General features: G+C 68.3%; 16 protein-coding genes and 1 pseudogene. 9 read left to right on the top strand and 8 right to left on the bottom strand.

What is annotated here, in order from left to right; all coding sequences use genetic code 11:
* Nucleotides 1–18: 18 nt before the first annotated feature.
* A complete protein-coding gene (locus ACZ4YY_RS09535; RefSeq protein ID WP_468285912.1) occupies nt 19–1101 on the bottom strand; it encodes an inositol-3-phosphate synthase in 1083 nt (360 codons plus the stop codon).
* Between the two features lie 44 nt (nt 1102–1145).
* On the bottom strand, nt 1146–1829 hold the full coding sequence (locus ACZ4YY_RS09530) for a PadR family transcriptional regulator (protein ID WP_468285902.1): 684 nt from the start codon (nt 1827–1829) through the stop codon (nt 1146–1148).
* Nucleotides 1830–2181: 352 nt separating this feature from the next.
* Between ACZ4YY_RS09530 and ACZ4YY_RS09525 the strand changes: the two genes are divergently transcribed.
* On the top strand, nt 2182–4875 hold the full coding sequence (locus tag ACZ4YY_RS09525; RefSeq protein WP_468285899.1) for a transglycosylase domain-containing protein: 2694 nt from the start codon (nt 2182–2184) through the stop codon (nt 4873–4875).
* Between the two features lie 131 nt (nt 4876–5006).
* Nucleotides 5007–6503, top strand: a complete 1497-nt coding sequence (locus tag ACZ4YY_RS09520) for a glycosyltransferase family 87 protein (protein ID WP_468285896.1) — start codon at nt 5007–5009, stop codon at nt 6501–6503.
* An 80-nt stretch (nt 6504–6583) separates the two neighbouring features.
* Here the strand turns inward: ACZ4YY_RS09520 and ACZ4YY_RS09515 are convergent, their stop codons facing one another.
* From ACZ4YY_RS09515 to ACZ4YY_RS09505, 3 genes are all read right to left on the bottom strand, one after another.
* Complete coding sequence (locus tag ACZ4YY_RS09515) at nt 6584–7615, bottom strand: alanine racemase (protein WP_468285893.1); 1032 nt, start codon at nt 7613–7615, stop codon at nt 6584–6586.
* A 98-nt stretch (nt 7616–7713) separates the two neighbouring features.
* Nucleotides 7714–8835, bottom strand: a complete 1122-nt coding sequence (gene femX, locus ACZ4YY_RS09510) for a peptidoglycan bridge formation glycyltransferase FemX (RefSeq protein ID WP_468285891.1) — start codon at nt 8833–8835, stop codon at nt 7714–7716.
* Between the two features lie 209 nt (nt 8836–9044).
* Nucleotides 9045–9356, bottom strand: coding sequence for a hypothetical protein (locus tag ACZ4YY_RS09505; RefSeq protein ID WP_468285888.1), 312 nt, complete (start codon nt 9354–9356; stop codon nt 9045–9047).
* 285 nt (nt 9357–9641) lie between these two features.
* Here ACZ4YY_RS09505 and rpsF point away from each other — a divergent pair, with 285 nt between their 5' ends.
* The 4 genes from rpsF to rplI all read left to right on the top strand — a co-directional run bounded on the left by rpsF (nt 9642) and on the right by rplI (nt 11387).
* The gene (gene rpsF / locus ACZ4YY_RS09500; RefSeq protein ID WP_004950685.1) at nt 9642–9932 is read left to right on the top strand and encodes a 30S ribosomal protein S6; all 291 of its coding nucleotides are present in this window, start codon (nt 9642–9644) and stop codon (nt 9930–9932) included.
* Nucleotides 9933–10013: 81 nt separating this feature from the next.
* Complete coding sequence (locus tag ACZ4YY_RS09495) at nt 10014–10604, top strand: single-stranded DNA-binding protein (RefSeq protein ID WP_468285886.1); 591 nt, start codon at nt 10014–10016, stop codon at nt 10602–10604.
* A gap of 81 nt (nt 10605–10685) precedes the next feature.
* Nucleotides 10686–10922, top strand: a complete 237-nt coding sequence (gene rpsR / locus ACZ4YY_RS09490) for a 30S ribosomal protein S18 (protein WP_130439187.1) — start codon at nt 10686–10688, stop codon at nt 10920–10922.
* 18 nt (nt 10923–10940) lie between these two features.
* Nucleotides 10941–11387 carry a 50S ribosomal protein L9 gene (gene rplI, locus ACZ4YY_RS09485; RefSeq protein WP_468285881.1) on the top strand — a complete coding sequence of 149 codons (447 nt, stop codon included), beginning with the start codon at nt 10941–10943 and terminating at the stop codon, nt 11385–11387.
* Between the two features lie 150 nt (nt 11388–11537).
* On the opposite strand, the gene ACZ4YY_RS09480 is transcribed toward rplI, so the two are convergent.
* Entirely contained in the window at nt 11538–12875 is a 1338-nt protein-coding gene (locus ACZ4YY_RS09480; protein WP_468285877.1) for an MATE family efflux transporter, read from the bottom strand.
* 459 nt (nt 12876–13334) lie between these two features.
* Between ACZ4YY_RS09480 and dnaB the strand changes: the two genes are divergently transcribed.
* Complete coding sequence (dnaB, locus tag ACZ4YY_RS09475) at nt 13335–14810, top strand: replicative DNA helicase (protein WP_468285875.1); 1476 nt, start codon at nt 13335–13337, stop codon at nt 14808–14810.
* A gap of 106 nt (nt 14811–14916) precedes the next feature.
* On the opposite strand, the gene ACZ4YY_RS09470 is transcribed toward dnaB, so the two are convergent.
* The gene (locus ACZ4YY_RS09470) at nt 14917–15483 is read right to left on the bottom strand and encodes a dihydrofolate reductase family protein (RefSeq protein WP_468285872.1); all 567 of its coding nucleotides are present in this window, start codon (nt 15481–15483) and stop codon (nt 14917–14919) included.
* A 385-nt stretch (nt 15484–15868) separates the two neighbouring features.
* Nucleotides 15869–16750, bottom strand: a pseudogene (locus ACZ4YY_RS09465) (FAD-dependent oxidoreductase); the annotation flags it as partial.
* 2 nt (nt 16751–16752) lie between these two features.
* Between ACZ4YY_RS09465 and ACZ4YY_RS09460 the strand changes: the two are divergent.
* Together ACZ4YY_RS09460 and ACZ4YY_RS09455 are read left to right on the top strand one after the other, a co-directional pair.
* Nucleotides 16753–17205 carry a TetR/AcrR family transcriptional regulator C-terminal domain-containing protein gene (locus tag ACZ4YY_RS09460; RefSeq protein WP_468286573.1) on the top strand — a complete coding sequence of 151 codons (453 nt, stop codon included), beginning with the start codon at nt 16753–16755 and terminating at the stop codon, nt 17203–17205.
* Nucleotides 17206–17676: 471 nt separating this feature from the next.
* Entirely contained in the window at nt 17677–19062 is a 1386-nt protein-coding gene (locus tag ACZ4YY_RS09455) for a serine hydrolase domain-containing protein (protein WP_468285869.1), read from the top strand.
* Nucleotides 19063–19067 lie beyond the last annotated feature (5 nt).

The raw sequence follows: 19067 nt of genomic DNA, 5'->3' as shown, positions 1-19067 counted from the left end.
GGAGCGACTTGGTGAGCCTCAGCGCTCGACGTCACCCTTGATGAACTTCTCCACGTTCTCGCGGGCCTCGTCGTCGAAGTACTGGACCGGCGGGGACTTCATGAAGTAGCTCGACGCCGACAGGATCGGACCGCCGATGCCGCGGTCCTTGGCGATCTTCGCGGCGCGCAGGGCGTCGATGATGACACCCGCGGAGTTCGGGGAGTCCCAGACCTCGAGCTTGTACTCCAGGTTCAGCGGGACGTCACCGAAGGCGCGGCCTTCGAGGCGGACGTAAGCCCACTTGCGGTCGTCGAGCCAGGCGACGTAGTCGGACGGGCCGATGTGGACGTTCTTCTCGCCGAGGTCCCGGTCGGGGATCTGGGAGGTGACGGCCTGCGTCTTGGAGATCTTCTTCGACTCGAGGCGGTCACGCTCGAGCATGTTCTTGAAGTCCATGTTGCCGCCGACGTTCAGCTGCATCGTGCGGTCCAGGATGACACCGCGGTCCTCGAACAGCTTGGCCATGACGCGGTGCGTGATGGTGGCGCCGACCTGGGACTTGATGTCGTCACCGACGATCGGGACGCCCGCCTCGGTGAACTTGTCCGCCCACTCCTTGGTGCCGGCGATGAAGACCGGCAGGGCGTTGACGAAGGCGACCTTGGCGTCGATGGCGCACTGGGCGTAGAACTTCGCCGCGTCCTCGGAGCCGACGGGCAGGTAGCAGACGAGGACGTCGACCTGCTTGTCCTTGAGGACCTGGACGACGTCGACCGGCTCCTCGGCGGACTCCTCGATGGTCTCGCGGTAGTACTTGCCGAGACCGTCGAGGGTGTGACCGCGCTGGACCGTGACACCGGAGGTGGGCACGTCGCAGATCTTGATGGTGTTGTTCTCGGACGCGCCGATGGCGTCCGCGAGGTCCAGGCCGACCTTCTTCGCGTCCACGTCGAACGCGGCGACGAACTCCACGTCACGGACGTGGTAGTCGCCGAACTGGACGTGCATCAGGCCGGGGACCTTGGCCGCCGGGTCGGCGTCCTTGTAGTACTCCACGCCCTGCACCAGCGACGCGGCGCAGTTGCCCACGCCGACGATGGCTACGCGAACCGAACCCATTCCGGTTGCTCCCTGTTTGTACGAGTGAGGCCCTGAGTGGGCGCTCACGTGGCGGTGTCGTCGGGCGTATCCGTCCCGGGGGTGTCCCCGGGACGGGGCAGGCCGCCCGTCGCTCCATATGTGGTGTCCTGCTGAGCGGTACCCCCGGATGCGGAACCCCTCAGGTCCCGCCCGGCCCGCTCGCTCTCGATGAGCTCGTTCAGCCAGCGCACTTCGCGCTCCACGGACTCCATTCCGTGGCGCTGGAGCTCGAGCGTGTAGTCGTCGAGGCGCTCCCGGGTGCGCGCCAGGGAGGCACTCATCTTCTCCAGACGCTCCTCCAGGCGGCTGCGCCGTCCCTCCAGGACGCGCATGCGCACATCGCGGGAGGTCTGCCCGAAGAAGGCGAAGCGAGCGGCGAAGTGCTCGTCCTCGTACGCGTCGGGGCCGGTCTGGGAGAGCAGCTCCTCGAAGTGCTCCTTACCTTCCGCCGTCAACCGGTAGACGATCTTGGCGCGGCGTCCCGCGAGGGGAGCGGTGAGGGCGTCCTCGGGAGCGGTCCCCGGCTCTTCGATCAACCAGCCGTTGGCGACCAGTGTCTTGAGGCAGGGGTAAAGGGTGCCGTAGCTGAAGGCTCGGAACACACCCAGTGACGTATTGAGTCGTTTACGCAGCTCGTAGCCGTGCATCGGGGACTCGCGGAGCAGGCCGAGGACGGCGAACTCGAGGATCCCGGAACGCCGGCTCATGATCGCCCCCTCTCTCCTTATCTCGCCCCGATGTATCGACTCGATACATCACGACGATAGAACGGCCTTCCGCATGCGACAAGAGGGAGGAGGGTGAACGGGATCACATCGTCGATTAGTTGTGGGCAAGTTGCCTGATTTGGGGTGAACCTTGGGGCTGGGCAGGTTTTGACGGTGCGTAGTCTGTGCGCCATGCACACCACCGGGTCTCATATGACGCCGGGGGGCGTCGAGGTCCCCGGTGCGGTACGGGTGAATGCGCCAGCGACCGCATCCGTACATCGGGGGGACAGGAAACCAGCCGCCGTTTCCAGGCGCGCACGGATGCGCCTGCCCGAGGAGTAATCGTTCGATGAGCGAGCACCGTCGCAAACCGCCGCAGCCGCAGGGAGGCGGACGTGCCGCGGCCCGACGCGGCCAGTCCGGCTCGTCCTCCGGCCGCCGTGCGGCACCGCGAGGCGCCACCGGGTCTCCATCCGACTCGCAGGGGTCGGGTTTCTACGGGTTGGGAGGCGAGGAGCAGTCGTCCGGCGGTCGCGCCGAGGCCCGGCGCGCGGCCCAGAGAAGTGCGGGCGGCCGGCGCCGAGCAGCCGAACCCGCAGGAGGCCGCCGCGGCGACTCGACCGGACTCGCCGGCCGGGGCAGGGGGCGCCCCGCACCCGGCAAGAAGCGCCTGATCGACTATCCGCGCGCCTACAAGGACGGCTGGCGCCGCTGGGTGCCCTCCTGGAAGCTGGTCACCGGCCTCTTCGTCGGTTTCCTCGGCAGCCTGGTGGCCGTGGCGGGCATCGGATACGCCATGGTGGGCATCCCGAAGGTCGACGAGACGGCGACGTCGGAGAACAACGTCTACTACTGGAAGGACGGCAGCCAGATGGTTGCCACCGGTGGTGAGACGAACCGCCAGATCATCGATCTCTCACAGATCCCCGAAGCCATGCGCTGGGCGGTGATCTCGCAGGAGAACAAGACCTTCTACACCGACAGCGGCATCGATCCCAAGGGCATCGCGCGGGCCGTGTTCAACATGGCCAGGGGCGGACAGACGCAGGGTGGCTCGACCATCACCCAGCAGTACGTCAAGAACGCCATGCTGAACGACCAGTCGCAGACGGTCTCCCGGAAGTTCAAGGAGATCTTCGTGTCGATCAAGGTCGGCGCCAAGCTCGACAAAGACACGATCATGGCCGGCTACCTGAACTCCGCGTACTACGGACGCAACGCCTACGGGATCCAGGCCGCCGCCCGCGCGTACTTCAACAAGGACGCCATCAAGCTCAACCCCGGCGAGTGCGCCTTCCTGGCCGCCATGCTGAAGGGCGCCACGTACTACGACCCCGCGGGCGCGGTCTCCATCGACCCGGCCGCGACGGCGGACGCCAACCGCAAGCGGGCCACACGCCAGATGCAGGACACCCTCGACAAGATGGTCGAGTACAAGCACCTGAGCGCCGCGGAGCGGGCCAAGTACACCACGCTCCCCAAGTGGGAGAACCCTCGCTCGAACACGCAGCTGAGCGGCCAGATCGGTTACCTCGTCGACCTCGCCAACAGCTATGTGGTCACCCACAGCGAGGAAACGGGGATCACCCAGGACAAGCTGCAGCGCGGCGGCTTCTCGATCTACACGACCTTCGACAAGAAGAAGATCAACGAGCTCGAGGCGGCGGTCAAGAAGGTCCAGAAGGCCAAGATCAAGCCGGATCTGCGCCCGGACACGGACACCCACGTCCAGTTCGGCGGGGCGTCCGTCAATCCGGCGACCGGCGCCATCGAGGCGATCTACGGCGGTGAGGACGCGACCAAGCACTTCACCAACAACGCCGACCAGACCGGCGCCCAGGTGGGTTCGACGTTCAAGCCGTTCGTGCTCGCGGCGGCGATGACCTGGGGCGTGCGCGACCCGGACCTGGGATCGTCGCAGGCTCAGGACGAGCGGACGATCGTCTCCCCCAAGAGCCTGTTCAGCGGCAAGAACAAGCTGAAGATCGAGAACTACGACAGGACGGTCTGGAAGAACGAGAAGGGCGAGGAGTGGCTGCAGACCAACGATGGCAACGTCTCGCTCGGCGATCCCCCGGACTACAAGATCGACCTGCGGGAGGCCATGCGTGAGTCGGTGAACTCCGCCTTCGTACAGCTCGGCATGGATGTCGGCCTGGACAAGGTGAAGGAGGCCGCCGTCAGCGCCGGCGTCAAGGAGAACAGCCTGAGCGGCAGTGCGTTCCCCTCGTTCTCGATCGGCATCTCCGACCCGAGCGCGATCCGCATGGCGGGCGCCTACGCCACCTTCGCGGCCAGCGGCAAGCAGCGGGACCCGTACTCGGTCCAGAAGGTCACGAGCAAGGACGGCGTCATCTACACGCACAAGACCGTGACGAAGGAGGCCTTCACCAAGAAGGTCGCCGACAACGTCACGGACGTCCTGAAGACCGTGGTCGAGAAGGGCACCGGTACCAACGCCCAGCTGCCCGGCCGGGAAGTGGCCGGCAAGACCGGTACCACCGACGGCAACAAGTCGGCCTGGTTCGTCGGCTACACGCCGCAGCTGTCCACCGCGATCAGCATGTTCCGGATGGACGACGACGAGACCAACAAGAACCGGCAGTTCCTTGAGATGTTCGGCACGGGTGGCGAGAAGAAGATCCACGGTGCCTCGTTCCCGGCCCAGATCTGGCACGACTACATGGAAGACGCCATGAAGGGTCTGCCGGTCAAGTCGTTCCCGACGCCCGAGCCCATCGGCGAGGTCGTCAACGCGGAACCGTCGCCGACTCCCACTCCTTCGGTCACCGAGACCGAGGAGACGAGTCCGTCGCCTTCCCCGACTCCCAGCGAGACGCAGACCGAGCCGTCGCCGTCCCCGAGCGAGACGTGCACCTCGTTCTTCGACTGTGACGAGAACTCGGGCGGCGCGAACAGCGGCGGCACGGACGGCGGCACGGGAGAGATCAGCCCGTCCCCGTCGATCTCGGAGACGCAGGGCGACAGCAGGGGCAACGGCAATGGCGCAGGCGGTGGCTTCTTCGGAGGCGGAACCGGCTAGCCGCAGCATCGCCCGACACGGGCGTTTCACGTGAAACATGGGCATGTTTCACGTGAAACGAGGGCCGCCCCACCGCAGCAGGTGGGGCGGCCCTCGGCGTTTCCCTGGGTCCGTACGGCAGGATGTGCCCCATGCCCAGTGCAGAATCGACGCCAGCGCGCGCGCACGAGCCGGATCTGGTGCGACCCACCAAGGACGACGAGGTGGCCGCAGCCGGTAGTGAGCTGATCGGCGGCCCCCTCGGACGACGAGCCCTGCTCGGAACGTCCTGGTGGACCCCCGTACGGGTCGTCGCGCTCGTGGCGATCGGGATGTTCGCCCTCGGGCTCGTCCAGAAGGCGCCCTGCTACAACGGGGCCTGGTTCTTCGGTGCCAGCTCCCAGTACACGCACGCCTGCTACTCGGACATCCCGCACCTCTACCAGGCCCGCGGGTTCGCCGACGGGCTGGTCCCGTACTTCGACAGGCTCCCCGGCGACATGGAGTACCTCGAGTATCCGGTGCTCACCGGTGTGTTCATGGAGGTCGCCAGCTGGCTCACCCCGGGCAGCGGAAGCATCCAGGACCAGGAACAGTGGTACTGGATGGTCAACGCCGGGATGCTGATGGCCTGCGCGGCCGTCATCGCCGTCTGCGTATCCCGTACCCACGCCCGGCGGCCGTGGGACGGCCTGCTGATCGCCCTGGCGCCCGCTTTCGCGCTGACCGCCACCATCAACTGGGACCTGCTCGCGGTCGCCCTGACGGCCGCGGCGATGCTGATGTGGTCGCGGGGCCGCTCGCTCGCCTTCGGCGTCCTGCTGGGACTCGCCACCGCCGCCAAGCTCTATCCGGTCTTCTTGCTCGGTCCGCTGTTCCTGCTGTGCTGGCGGGCGGGGAAGTGGCGGGAGTACGGTGCGGCGCTGGGCGGTGCGCTCGTCGCCTGGCTGGTGGTGAACCTGCCGGTGATGTTGTTCGCCTTCGAGGGCTGGTCGAAGTTCTACACCTTCAGCCAGGAGCGGGGCGTCGACTTCGGCTCGTTCTGGCTGATCCTGGCGCAGAACTCCAGCGACCCGCTCACCACCGACAGCGTCAACACCTTCGCCACGCTGCTGGTGGCGCTGAGCTGCGTGGGCATCGCGGCACTGACCCTGTCCGCGCCGCGCCGGCCCCGTTTCGCCCAGCTGGCCTTCCTGATCGTGGCGGCCTTCATCCTCACCAACAAGGTCTACTCGCCGCAGTACGTCCTGTGGCTGGTTCCGCTGGCGGTGTTGGCCCGGCCGAAGTGGCGGGACTTCCTGATCTGGCAGGCCTGCGAGGTGGCCTACTTCCTGGGCATCTGGCTGTACCTCGCGTACACGACCAGCGGGGACGCCCACAAGGGCCTGCCCACCGACGGCTACCACTGGGCCATCGGCGTGCACCTGCTGGGGACGCTCTACCTGTGCGTCGTGATCGTGCGGGACATCCTGATGCCGGAGCGGGACGTGGTGCGGCAGTCCGGCGACGACGACCCCTCGGGGGGCGTCCTCGACGGCGCGGCGGACGTCTTCGTCCTCGGCCGGACGCATCGTTCCCGGCACTCGGCCCCCGCCGACGGCCCGCAGGTGGAGTGGGGCAAGCGGGAAGCGGTCGACGGTTCGCCCTGAGCGAACACGGCATCTGCCCGTTCATGCGAAAGGCCGTACACGGAGCCTCCGTGTACGGCCTTCGACGTTGCCGGGGCCGCTCAGCGGTCCACGAGCCGGTCGAACTGCGTGGTGGTGTGCCGCAGATGGGCCACCAGTTCGTCGCCGACCGTCGGCTCCGGGGCGTCCGCCGGCACGAAAAGGATGGACACCTGCATGTGCGGCGGTTCGGCGAACCAGCGCTGCTTGCCGCCCCACACGAACGGCGAGAGGTTCCGGTTCACCGTGGCGAGACCGGCACGGGCGACGCCCTTGGCGCGCGGCATGACGCCGTGCAGGGCCTTGGGGGCTTCCAGACCCACCCCGTGCGACGTACCACCCGCCACGACCACCAGGAAGCCGTCGGAGGCCGCCTTCTGCTGCCGGTAGCCGAAGCGGTCGCCCTTGGCGACACGCGTGACGTCCAGGACGGCGCCGCGGTACTCGGTGGCGTCGTGGTCCCCGAGCCACAGCCGCGTGCCGATGCGGGCGCGGAAACGGGTCTGCGGGAACTGCTGCTGCAGCCGCACGAGGTCCTCGGCCTTGAGGTGGCTGACGAACATCGTGTGCAGCGGCAGCCGGGCCGCGCGGAGCCGGTCCATCCAGCCGATGACCTCCTCGACGGCGTCGGAGCCGTCGGTGCGGTCCAGCGGCAGATGGATGGCGAAGCCCTCCAGGCGGACGTTCTCTATGGCGGCGTGCAACTGCGGCAGGTCCTGCTCGCTGATGCCGTGGCGCTTCATCGAGGACATCACCTCGATGACCACACGGGCGCCCACGAGGCCGTACACGCCGTCGACCGAGGACACCGAGCGCACGACCCGGTCGGGCAGCGGTACGGGCTCCTCGCCGCGCCGGTAGGGCGTCAGCACCAGCAGGTCACCGCTGAAGAAGTCCTTGATCCGCGCGGCTTCGTAGGTCGTGCCGACGGCCAGGACGTCCGAGCCCAGCCGCGTGGCCTCCTCCGCCAGCCGCTCGTGCCCGAAGCCGTAGCCGTTGCCCTTGCAGACCGGGACGAGTGCCGGGAACTGCTCCTGCACGTGCTTGTGGTGCGCCCGCCAGCGCGCGGTGTCGACGTAGAGCGTGAGCGCCATGGCCGGACCTGGGACCTTTCTCGTGGCTGCGGTGTGTCAGCGGTGTCGAAACTGTCGGAGCCGACGGAGTCGGCGAGAGCGTCGCGTCAGTTGAGTGCTCAGCGGCGCGACATGTAGATGTCGAGCGCCTTGTGGAGCAGCTTGTTCAGCGGGAAGTCCCACTCGCCGAGGTACTCGGCGGCCTGCCCGCCCGTGCCGACCTTGAACTGGATCAGGCCGAAGAGGTGGTCCGACTCGTCCAGCGAGTCGGAGATGCCGCGCAGGTCGTAGACGGTTGCGCCGAGCGCGTAGGCGTCGCGCAGCATCCGCCACTGCATGGCGTTGGAGGGGCGGAACTCGCGGCCGATGTTGTCGGAGGCGCCGTAGGAGTACCAGACGTGCCCGCCGACGATCAGCATGGTCGCCGCCGACAGGTTCACGCCGTTGTGACGGGCGAAGTACAGCCGCATCCGGTTGGGGTCCTCGGTGTTGAGGGCCGTCCACATGCGCTGGAAGTACGACAGCGGGCGGGGCCGGAAGTGGTCGCGCACCGCCGTGATCTCGTAGAGGCGCTGCCACTCCTCGAGGTCGTGGTAGCCGCCCTGGACGACCTCGACGCCGGCCTTCTCGGCCTTCTTGATGTTGCGCCGCCACAACTGGTTGAAGTTCTTGTGGACCTCTTCAAGGGAACGGTTCGCCAGCGGCACCTGGTAGACGTAGCGCGGCTGGACGTCGCCGAAGCCGGCGCCGCCGTCCTCGCCCTGCTGCCAGCCCATCCGGCGCAGCTTGTCGGCCACTTCGAAGGCGCGGGGCTCGATGAAGTCGGCCTCGATGTCGCGCAGCCGCTTCACGTCGGGGTTCTGGATGCCGGCCTTGATGGAGGCGGCCTCCCAGCGCCGGATGATGACCGGCGGGCCCATCTTCACGGAGAAGGCACCCTGCTGCTTGAGGTGCGCCAGCATGGGTTCCAGCCAGTCGGTCAGGTTCGGCGCGTACCAGTTGATGACCGGGCCCTCGGGCAGGTAGGCCAGGTAGCGCTTGATCTTGGGCAGCTGGCGGTAGAGGACGAGACCGACACCCACGAGTTCGCCGGTCCTGCCGTCGAACCAGCCGAGGTTCTCCGAGCGCCACTCGGCCTTGACGTCGGCCCAGGCCGGAACCTGCATGTGGCTCGCCGACGGCAGGCTCTGGATGTACGCCAGATGCTGCTCGCGACTGATCGTCCTCAGGGTCAGGCTCATTCGGGGCGCTCCTCGGGCTGGTGTGTCCCCATGGGTTCAGGGGCTCCGGCTCTCGCGCCGAAGCCTACTGCGCCTGGCGAGCGGCCCGTCTGGGCGCACGGCACCTTCGCCCCGGCCGAGTTGGCGGCCGGGGCGAAGCGGGAGGCGTGGCAGGGCTCCCGCGCGTCGGCCGGGGACGGGGTCGCGGGGGCCGGCCGGCGTCGGTCAGGTCACCACATGCCGCCGAAGAGGCCGCCGTGCGCCATGCCGAGGAAGAAGCCGACGGCGGAGGCGCCGAGGCCCAGGATCAGACCGAAGCGCTCACGGGTGGTCTCGGAGATCCACTGTCCGTAAGCACCGGTGAAGATCCCCACCAGGCCGGTCCAGGAGCTGAGCAGGTGGAGGTTGTGGAACATCGCCGTGACGAAGGACACCACCCCGAGCACCAGGGTCACTGCCAAGAGGGCGTCCTGGACGGGATGGCGCCGGTCGTCGGTGGCGAAGAGGGAGCCGGCGGTGTTGGGTCGCAATGCCTGTGCCATGAGGCACCTCCTGCGGAAGGCGGCGCATCGTAGCGCCGTACACACCCGATGTGTACAGATTGGCGGTCCCCCCGGCCGGATTTCAACCGGAAGCGGGGTGCAGGTAGTCTGTACCGTCTGCACCGGTGTCTGCCCAGGCACAGCCAGGGACTCCGTCCACTCACAGCGGGAGCGTCGCCAGCCGACCCCCGATTGTCAGTGGCGGCCTATACCGTTGCGTACGCATCACAACCCTCCTGCCACGGAACGACCGTGGCCGCTGAGTCCAAAGGAGGTGGGTTCCACATGCGTCACTACGAGGTGATGGTCATCCTCGACCCCGATCTCGAGGAGCGCGCTGTCTCCCCGCTGATCGAGAACTTCCTCTCCGTCGTCCGTGAGGGCAACGGAAAGGTGGAGAAGGTCGACACCTGGGGCCGTCGTCGTCTCGCGTACGAGATCAAGAAGAAGCCCGAGGGCATCTACTCGGTCATCGACCTGCAGGCCGAGCCTGCGGTCGTCAAGGAGCTCGACCGCCAGATGAACCTGAACGAGTCGGTCCTCCGGACCAAGGTCCTCCGCCCCGAGACCCACTGAGCTTTCCCGCTCAGCTGATCTCGGGAATCTGAGTAGCAGCACAAGCAGCCAGCAGCAGCAAACCCGCCGAGAGGTTCCCCCATGGCAGGCGAGACCGTCATCACGGTCATCGGCAATCTTGTCGATGACCCCGAGCTGCGCTTCACCCCCTCCGGTGCGGCGGTCGCGAAGTTCCGCGTCGCGTCCACCCCCCGCACCTTCGACCGCCAGACGAACGAGTGGAAGGACGGCGAGAGCCTCTTCCTCACCTGCTCGGTCTGGCGCCAGGCGGCGGAGAACGTCGCGGAGTCGCTCCAGCGAGGCATGCGCGTCATCGTGCAGGGCCGGCTGAAGCAGCGGTCCTACGAGGACCGCGAGGGTGTCAAGCGCACGGTCTTCGAGCTGGACGTCGAGGAAGTCGGCCCCAGCCTGCGCAACGCCACGGCCAAGGTCACCAAGACCTCCGGCCGCGGTGGCCAGGGTGGCGGCGGCGGTTTCGGCGGCGGTGGCGGTGGCGGCCAGGGTGGCGGTGGCTGGGGCGGAGGCCCCGGTGGCGGTCAGCAGGGCGGCGCTCCCACCGACGACCCCTGGGCGACCGGCGCTCCTGCCGGTGGCCAGCAGGGTGGCGGTGGCGGCTGGGGTGGAAACTCCGGCGGCGGCGGTGGCGGCTACTCGGACGAGCCCCCCTTCTAGGCCTTCGAGCCCGGTTCTCCGGGTTCTGTCGGTCCGAAGGCGGGTCGTATCCCAACTTCTTGATCACACAGGAGAAACACCATGGCGAAGCCGCCTGTGCGCAAGCCGAAGAAGAAGGTCTGCGCTTTCTGCAAGGACAAGGTCACGTACGTGGACTACAAGGACACGAACATGCTGCGGAAGTTCATTTCCGACCGTGGCAAGATCCGTGCCCGCCGCGTGACCGGCAACTGCACGCAGCACCAGCGTGACGTCGCCACGGCCGTCAAGAACAGCCGTGAGATGGCGCTGCTGCCCTACACCGCCACCGCGCGATAAGGGAAGGGTGACCGACACATGAAGATCATCCTCACCCACGAGGTCTCCGGCCTCGGCGCCGCGGGCGACGTCGTCGACGTCAAGGACGGTTACGCTCGCAACTACCTGATCCCGCGGAACTTCGCGATCCGCTGGACCAAGGGTGGCGAGAAGGACGTCGAGCAGATCCGTCGGGCTCGCAAGATCCACGAGATCCAGACCATCGAGCAGGCCAACCAGGTGAAGGCCCAGCTCGAGGGCGTGAAGGTCCGCCTGGCCGTCCGCTCCGGCGACGCCGGTCGTCTCTTCGGTTCCGTCACCCCGGCCGACATCGCCTCGGCGATCAAGGCCGCCGGCGGTCCCGACGTCGACAAGCGCCGCATCGAGCTCGGTACGCCGATCAAGACCCTGGGCGCCCACGAGACGTCCGTGCGTCTGCACCCCGAGGTTGCCGCCAAGGTCAACATCGAGGTCGTCGCGGCCTGATCGTCGCGTTCGGCTCGCAGAGCTGAGAAGGGGCCGCATCCGTGAGGATGCGGCCCCTTCCGCGTGCTCGGACCCGACCGCGGTGGCTCGCTGAAGCACGGCCATGTTTCACGTGAAACGCTGGTTCAACGCCGGTTTCACGTGAAACGGTCAGCGGGTCGCGCCGGTGACCACCCAGCGACCCGAGCGGGCTCGCGACCAGAGAGTGAGCATCCGGACAATCATCATCAGTGCCATCGCTCCCCATACCGCGGTGAGGCCTCCGCCCAGCACCGGAACGAGCAGGGCCACCGGAGCGAAGACGACCAAGGTGAGCACCATGGCCCAGGCGAGGTAGGGCCCGTCGCCCGCGCCCATCAGAACGCCGTCCAGGACGAAGACGATGCCCGAGATCGGTTGGGACAGGGCAACGACGAGAAGGGCGGGGAGTGCGGCGTCCCTGACCACCGCGTCGCTGGTGAACAAGGGCAGCAAGAGCGGCCGGGTGAGCACCACCAAAACGCCGAGGACCACGCCCACGGCAATGCCCCACTCCACCATGCGGCGACAGGCGTCGCGCGCGCCTTCGGTATCACCGGCGCCGAGGTACCGCCCGATGATGGCCTGTCCGGCAATCGCGATCGCGTCGAGGGCGAAGGCGAGCAGACTCCACAAGGACAGGATGATCTGGTGTGCCGCGATGTCCGCGTCACCGAGGCGGGCGGCAACGGCGGTGGCGATCATCAGCACGGCACGCAGGGAGAGGGTGCGCACGAGCAGGGGCACACCGGCTTGGGCGGAGGCGCGTATGCCCGCGGCATCGGGGCGCAGCGAGGCCCCGTGGCGGCGAGCCCCCCGGATCACGACGACGAGGTAGACCGCGGCCATGCCGCACTGGGCGATGACGGTTCCCCACGCGGAACCAGCGATGCCGAGGTCCGCGCCGTAGACCAGGCCGACGTTCAGTGCGGCGTTGGCCACGAAGCCCGCGACGGCGACGTAGAGCGGGGTCCTGGTGTCCTGGAGGCCGCGCAGGACGCCGGTGGCGGCGAGCACCACGAGCATGGCGGGGATGCCGAGTGAGGAGATACGCAGGTAGGTGGTGGCAAAAGGAGCCGCGGTGTCGGATGCCCCGAAGAGCTCCACGAGTGCGGGAGCGGTCGGCAGGACGATGGCGATCACGGCGGCGCCGAGCAACAGAGCCAGCCAGATGCCGTCCATGCCCTGGCGGATGGCGGCCGGGAGGTCTCCGGCGCCTACACGGCGGGCGACGGCGGCGGTGGTGGCGTAGGCGAGGAAGACGAAGACGCTGACGGCGGTCATCAGCAATGCGGAGGCGATACCGAGTCCCGCGAGCTGTGCGGTACCGAGGTGACCCACGATCGCGCTGTCGGCCAGGACGAAGAGTGGCTCGGCGACGAGTGCGCCGAAGGCGGGGACGGCCAGCGCGACGATCTCTCGGTCGTGCCGTCGCCGGGTGGCCTTGGGGGTCGCGGGAGCCTGTGTCATGAGCATCAATCTAATCGTCCACAGGTAAGAGATGCAATGCGTGAATGCCTATTACAGCGCATGCGCTCGCGTGTCCCCTCGCGCACCGTTCGAAGCGATCTTGCGCCGACTGGGAAAGTTTTTCTTCTGCACAGCCGGTGGATGGGAAAGCTGCTGGTCAGAGCGGTCCGATGGGAAAAGGGGAGGGCTTGTTCACAGCGCTGTCCACCGACTCGTGCACAGGTTTGGCGGAGTTCTCCACAGCATCCGGGCCGTCGTCCACATGGCCTGTGGATAACCAGATTGGCTGACGGTGCCGACGGCCCTACGGTGGTCCGGCGCCTGCTCCGTCCACCGGTTCGGAAAACCCGACAAAACCGACCTGCCAGAACCGGAGTTGGGCCCCTTAGTTGTCAGTGCCGTGCCGTAGAAATGGAGAGCGCGGCGAGGTCCGCTCCGCGGACGGGAGGAGGTGGCTCGGTGAGCATTTCCGAGCCCTTGGACGATCCGTGGGCCGACAGCGGTCCCAGCGATCGTCTGCCCCCCGCCCGACGGCGCGAGGGTGGCCGCGGCCGTGACGAACAACATGACCGGGGCCGGGACACCGGCGAGTGGGACGGCGGCGGCACCGCTTTCGAGCGGGTGCCGCCGCAGGATTTGGACGCCGAACAGTCCGTGCTCGGCGGCATGCTCCTGTCCAAGGACGCGATCGCCGACGTCGTCGAGATCATCAAGGGCCACGACTTCTACAAGCCCGCACACGAGACGATCTTCCAGGCGATCCTCGACGTCTACGCCAAGGGCGAGCCCGCCGACCCCATCACGATCGCCGCCGAGCTGACCAAGCGCGGCGAGATCAACAAGGTCGGCGGTGCCTCCTATCTGCACACGCTCGTCCAGACGGTGCCGACGGCGGCGAACGCCGAGTACTACGCGGAGATCGTCCACGAGCGGGCCGTGCTGCGCCGCCTGGTCGAGGCCGGCACCCGCATCACCCAGATGGGATACGCGGGCGAGGACGACGTCGACGAGATCGTCAACCGGGCCCAGGCGGAGATCTACGCCGTCACCGAGCAGCGCACCAGTGAGGACTACCTCCCCCTCGGCGACATCATGGAGGGCGCCCTCGACGAGATCGAGGCGATCGGTTCGCGCAGTGGTGAGATGACCGGTGTGCCCACGGGGTTCACCGACCTGGACTCGCTCACCAACGGTCTGCACCCCGGCCAGATGATCGTCATCGCGGCCCGTCCCGCCATGGGTAAGTCCACACTCGCCCTGGACTTCGCCCGGGCCGCCTCGATCAAGCACAACCTGCCGAGCGTCATCTTCTCCCTCGAAATGGGCCGCAACGAGATCGCGATGCGTCTGCTGTCCGCCGAGGCCCGCGTCGCCCTGCACCACATGCGCTCCGGCACGATGACGGACGAGGACTGGACCCGCCTGGCCCGCCGTATGCCCGAGGTGTCGTCCGCACCGCTGTACATCGACGACTCGCCGAACCTGTCGATGATGGAGATCCGCGCCAAGTGCCGTCGGCTCAAGCAGCGCAACGACATCCGGCTCGTGATCATCGACTATCTACAGCTGATGCAGTCCGGCGGCTCCAAGCGCTCCGAGAGCCGTCAGCAGGAGGTCTCGGACATGTCCCGGAACCTCAAGCTCCTGGCCAAGGAGCTGGAGGTCCCGGTGATCGCGCTCTCGCAGCTCAACCGTGGCCCGGAGCAGCGCACGGACAAGAAGCCGATGGTGTCCGACCTGCGTGAGTCCGGCTCCATCGAGCAGGACGCCGACATGGTCATCCTCCTGCACCGCGAGGACGCCTACGAGAAGGAGTCGCCGCGCGCGGGCGAGGCGGACATCATCGTGGGCAAGCACCGTAACGGCCCGACCGCCACGATCACCGTGGCCTTCCAGGGCCACTACTCGCGCTTCGTGGACATGGCACAGACCTGACGGGAGCCTGTAGGACCTCGCGGCCGATGTCGTCATCTCACGGGCCGTGCCGTACCGATGTCGTGTGTACGACATCACCGTGAGACCAGTGCGTGGGTGCTGCTGCTCAGCGCCTCGTCTCGTACCTGGTCAGGACCACGCCGCCGGGAAACGTCCGCGTCTCCACCAGGTTCAGGTTCACCCAGCTGTCCAGCGCGGTGAAGAACGGCGTGCCGCCGCCCACCAGGACCGGATGGGCGGCGATCACGTACTCGTCGATCAGGCCGGCGCGCATGGCAGCCCCGGCGAGCGTTGCGCCGCCGATGTTCATCGGGCCGCCGTCCTCGGCCTTGAGCCGGGTGATCTCGGCGATCGCGTCGCCGGTGACCAGGCGGGTGTTCCAGTCGACCGTGTCGATCGTCGAGGAGAACACCACCTTCGGCGTGTCACGCCAGGTCCGCGCGAACTCGATCTCCGCCGGGGTGGCGTGGGGCTGCTGGTCGCCGGTCGGCCAGTAGGAGCTCATCGTCTCCCACAGCTTGCGCCCGTACAGCGACAGGCCACTCGCCTGCTCGTGGTCGAGCCACCACCGGAACAGCTCGTGGCTCGGCGGTCCGCTCCAACCGATGTCGTCGCCGGCCGCGGCGACGTAGCCGTCCAGAGTCAGGTTCATGCCGTAGATCAGTTTCCGCATGGCCGCCCAGCCTTCCGTCCACGGGTGTCCGGCGTGTGGACCGGCGCGGCGCGGGAAACTCATCGGTGCGCTATCTGGGCCCGCCGGTAGTCCTCGTGCTCGGGGCTCAGCGTGGTGTACTCGGCCGACAAGGCAAGCCGCCTGATCTCGACCTCGCCCTCGCGAGGAAACGCCACGGAAGTGAGGCTGATCATCGGTGGCAAGGCCGTGAGACGGCCAAGACGCCCAGGTCACACGAGATCGGCCGACGGGTCGCCGCGCGGATCGCCGCCGGGAGGGCGATACGGGCCGGAACCGCGGCACGGTCGCCGGGATCCCGACATCGAACGGGGTCCTGCTGATGGCGCTGGCCGGACGACCGGTTCCTGGTCGTGTTCGGTTGCCTTCAGTCAGGTCGGAAGAACGAGAGCATCTTCTGGGCGGCGTCCGGCGACATCAGCAATTCCTGTATGTCCGCCGACATCCGGGCGGCAGCGCTGGTGCGTTCGAACATCTCGCATTCGTACTCCTTGACGGCGGCGGGAAAGTCGTCCGGGTGCGCGGCCAGTGCGAGACCGAGCAGGGCGCCGTCGAGCAACGCCATGTTGGCGCCCTCTCCCACCGGTGGCATCAGGTGCGCGGCATCGCCGAGCAGCGTGACGCCTGGCGTCGACGGCCAGGTCAGGCCGACCGGGAGCGTGGTGATCGACCGCTGCACGACCGTGTCGTCGCAGGCGGCGATCAGCGCGGTGAACCGTGAGTCCCAGCCGGGGAGCAGGTCGATCAGCCGCGCCCGGGCGGCTGCCGGGTCGTCGAACGGGATCCCGCTGGTGGCGAACCAGTCCTCGGCGGTGTTGTAGAAGCTGAGGCCGATGCGAACGCGGCCGTCGCCGTTGCGCTGCGCCGCCAGGGATACTCCGTCGCCGAGCACCCAGTAGTTGCCGCGCCCGACCATCGCCGCGAGGTCGGGGTGCGTGCGGTCGTTGTCGGGAATGCCGACCTCGACGACGTTCTGACCGATGTGCGCCGGGCGGGCGTCGGTGAGCAGCGCGCGGACCCGGGACTGTGCGCCGTCCGCGCCGACCAGCAGGTCGTACGCCGCACTGCTGCCGTCGGCGAAGTGCAGCAGGCCGTTGTCGGCGGATGTGAACGCGTGCCCCCAGCGCACCACGTCCTCGGGGAGGGAATCCAGCAGTAGGTCGCGCAGATCGGCGCGGTCGACCTCGGGTCGCTCCAGCGGGGCGTCGTCGGGCGTGTCCTCCTGGAGCAGCAGGGTGCCATCCGGCTCGGATCCGGCCGGTCGGAGACGGCTGGCGGGAAGTGCTCCGGTCTCTTGCCGAAGCCACTCGGCACGCCGCTCACGAGCACGAATGGCTCGCCGACCTGTTGGGTGGCCGACCCCAGCTCGGGCCGCACGCGCTGGCCACCGGGGAGACCGTGGTGGCCGCACTGGGCGATGTCGACATCGACGCCGTCATGCCGGTGGTCGCCGCGGTCAACGCCTACGTGATCGGGGCGGTGCGTCGGGAGATCGCCGAGCGGCGGGCCGAGCGGGCCACGGGGATGGACGAGAAGCGTTGGCAGGCCTCACTCGGGCCCTATCTGGAGCGAACCTTCGCCACTGGCCGATTCCCCGCGCTGGCCACGGTGGTGCGCGATGCCGACCACCTGGACGCCGACCAGACCTTCCGGGTCGGCCTCGATTTCCTGCTCGACGGCATCGAAGCCCGCATCTCGAGATGAAGGCGGCCGAAGGACCGGACCGGCCATAGCTCCAGGCGCTGACGCGTCGAGATGACGCAGCCTCACCTCAGCCCGCCCATTGGTGAATGCCACGGGACTGAGACCGATGCCGTCGACCGGATCGGATCGACCTGATCCATGTGCCCGTGGCCGTCTTGCCGGCAGGGGACGCCCGGCATGACGCCACCGCTGATGGCCTCTGTCTCCCCCGGCTCGCCGCTGCACACGACGTCGGCTTCCCGGGCTGGCTGCTGAACTGGCAGCAGGCACGCGACGCGGGGTCACGCTGGTCGGCAGGCCCGTGGACACCGTCGTCCGCCCGGGGATCGGCGAGGAGATCCGCGGAGAAGGTGCTCACCGTTGCCTCCCCGGAGAGCACGACGCCCTGAGACCCGCTTTTCACCGTCCACCGTGCCTGGCTCGCCGGGTAATGCGCTCGACGCCGATGGAGCGGGCGGGTGGACTGGCCCCATGACAACACATCAGGAGGAGCTCCTTCCCGGCACCCGGCGTGCGCTGCTGCACCGCATCGCCGTGGCACAGGCCGAAGGTCGGACCCCGTCGCTCGTGGCCGCGGTCGTGCGGGACGGCCGAGCCGTCTGGCACGGGTCACGCACCTCGGTCGACGGCCACGGACCGGACGAGAACGTCCAGTACCGGATCGGCTCGATCACCAAGACCTTCACCGCCGTGCTCGTGCTGCGGCTGCGTGACGAGGGAGCGCTCGACCTCGAGGACCCGTTGGAGAAGCACCTGCCGGGGACGGGGGCGGGGGAGATCACGGTGGCCCAACTGCTCTCCCACACCGGTGGACTGGCCGCCGAGTCGCCCGGGCCGTGGTGGGAGCGGACGCCCGGCACGCTGCGGCCCGAACTGGGCGACGTCCTCGGCGACCACCCCGTCCTGCACCGGGCCGGCCGCCGTTTCCACTACTCCAACCCCGGCTACAGCCTTCTGGGCGCCCTCGTCGAGAAGCTGCGGGAGGCCGCCTGGGAGGACGTCCTGCGGCGGGAAGTGCTCCAACCGCTGGGTCTGGAGCGAACGAGTACCCGACCGAGTCATCCGCATGCGGGCGGCTGGGCGGTGCACCCGTGGGCCGACGTCATGCTGCCGGAGCCCACCGAGGACTTCGGCCGGATGGCCGCGGCAGGCCAGTTGTGGTCCACGACCGCCGACCTGGCTCGGTTTGCCGCCTTCCTCACCCGCGGGGACGAGCGGGTGCTGAGTGCCGAAACCCTGCTCGAGATGCGCACCCCCTCCGCACCGCCCGAACTCGCGGACCTCCGGGACGGCGGCAGCTACGGTCTCGGACTGCGGATCGACCACCAGGACGGACGTCTGCTGGTGGGCCACTCCGGGTCGGTCCCGGGCTTCCTGGCGAGCCTCACCCTCAGCGTGGCCGACGACGTCGCCGCGGTGGTGCTCACCAACTGCACCTCCGGTCCGCTGGTGTCCCAGGTGGGGGTCGACCTCGTACGGATCGTCGCCGAGGCCGAACCCCGGATCCCCGACCCGTGGCGACCGCTGCGCGAGGTCGATCCCTCCGTCCTGGAGCTGGCGGGCCAGTGGTACTGGGGGACCAGTCCCTTCGTCCTGCGGCTGACGGCCGACGGACTCGTCTCTCTGGGGCCGCTCGCGGGCGGCGGTCGAAACTCTCGGTTCCGACCGAACGGCGACGGCAGCTGGACGGGACTCGAGGGGTACTTCGCAGGGGAGATCCTGCGGGCGGTACGGCGGCCGGACGGGAGCCTGGACCATCTGGACCTCGGCTCGTTCGTGTTCACGCGTGAGCCGTACGACGACAAGGCCACCGTTCCCGGTGGTGTGGACCTCGAAGGATGGCGAGGGATCGGCTGAGCCTC

It is taken from the genome of Streptomyces sp. NPDC030143 (genome assembly GCF_055573695.1).
This window is presented reverse-complemented; position numbering and strand designations above follow the sequence as displayed.

Bases quoted from the DNA above. Each gene is read 5' to 3' on its own strand.
- ACZ4YY_RS09515 (WP_468285893.1), bottom strand. From the start codon at position 7,615: ATGGCGCTCACGCTCTACGTCGACACCGCGCGCTGGCGGGCGCACCAC.
- ACZ4YY_RS09535 (WP_468285912.1), bottom strand. From the start codon at position 1,101: ATGGGTTCGGTTCGCGTAGCCATCGTCGGCGTGGGCAACTGCGCCGCG.
- ACZ4YY_RS09505 (WP_468285888.1), bottom strand. From the start codon at position 9,356: ATGGCACAGGCATTGCGACCCAACACCGCCGGCTCCCTCTTCGCCACC.
- rpsR (WP_130439187.1), top strand. From the start codon at position 10,686: ATGGCGAAGCCGCCTGTGCGCAAGCCGAAGAAGAAGGTCTGCGCTTTC.
- ACZ4YY_RS09470 (WP_468285872.1), bottom strand. From the start codon at position 15,483: ATGCGGAAACTGATCTACGGCATGAACCTGACTCTGGACGGCTACGTC.
- ACZ4YY_RS09480 (WP_468285877.1), bottom strand. From the start codon at position 12,875: ATGACACAGGCTCCCGCGACCCCCAAGGCCACCCGGCGACGGCACGAC.
- ACZ4YY_RS09525 (WP_468285899.1), top strand. From the start codon at position 2,182: ATGAGCGAGCACCGTCGCAAACCGCCGCAGCCGCAGGGAGGCGGACGT.
- rpsF (WP_004950685.1), top strand. From the start codon at position 9,642: ATGCGTCACTACGAGGTGATGGTCATCCTCGACCCCGATCTCGAGGAG.
- ACZ4YY_RS09530 (WP_468285902.1), bottom strand. From the start codon at position 1,829: ATGAGCCGGCGTTCCGGGATCCTCGAGTTCGCCGTCCTCGGCCTGCTC.
- ACZ4YY_RS09455 (WP_468285869.1), top strand. From the start codon at position 17,677: ATGACAACACATCAGGAGGAGCTCCTTCCCGGCACCCGGCGTGCGCTG.
- ACZ4YY_RS09520 (WP_468285896.1), top strand. From the start codon at position 5,007: ATGCCCAGTGCAGAATCGACGCCAGCGCGCGCGCACGAGCCGGATCTG.
- ACZ4YY_RS09495 (WP_468285886.1), top strand. From the start codon at position 10,014: ATGGCAGGCGAGACCGTCATCACGGTCATCGGCAATCTTGTCGATGAC.
- rplI (WP_468285881.1), top strand. From the start codon at position 10,941: ATGAAGATCATCCTCACCCACGAGGTCTCCGGCCTCGGCGCCGCGGGC.
- femX (WP_468285891.1), bottom strand. From the start codon at position 8,835: ATGAGCCTGACCCTGAGGACGATCAGTCGCGAGCAGCATCTGGCGTAC.